This is a genomic window from Alteromonas sp. G5_S2_22_S1, assembly GCF_054968525.1.
Genome location: NZ_JBQKUJ010000058.1, coordinates 1 through 502, shown reverse-complemented (window position 1 = coordinate 502; position 502 = coordinate 1). Strand labels below are relative to the sequence as shown.

The following is a 502-nucleotide window of genomic DNA, read 5'->3' as shown; positions in this document are numbered from 1 at the left end:
TTGGTGGTCTCAGTATCTCTCAGATACTCCATTAGCCGAGGTTAACTCTAAACTTATTTTGACGACGTTAGTGAAGAAGACTGACGTCACGTTGGCAACGAAGAATCGATACCTCGCAGAGATCAAAAGCTTTTTAAATTTCATTCAAAAAGAGTTGGAGTGGATTGATCGTGTCCCCCATTTGAAAACCCACAAAGAGCGAGAAAAAAGCTTCTACAAGCTTACTGAGAAAGATTCTGCTCGCCTTATTGATTGTGCGCCAGCCTTTCTGCAACCTATCATCATATTTGCCCTAGCAACCGGATTTCGTGCGTCTAATATCATTGGCCTGAAATGGACTCATGTCGATTTGGAGCATCAAACACTGAAGGTAGACGCAGATTCACACAAAAGTGGCTCTTCAGTCCTTATACCGATGAACAATATAGTTTTCGAACTACTGAGTTCTCTGCATAATTCGAAAAACTCCGTATTTGTTTTTCTCAATTATGATAATTCGCGA

The 502-nt window shown here is 40.8% G+C and carries 1 protein-coding gene; it reads left to right on the top strand.

Annotation, left to right across the window (positions count from 1 at the left end; genetic code table 11):
• Positions 1–70: 70 nt before the first annotated feature.
• Positions 71–502 (top strand): tyrosine-type recombinase/integrase (locus ACTRWF_RS19665; RefSeq protein ID WP_462836104.1); only part of this gene is annotated, 432 nt, incomplete at its 3' end.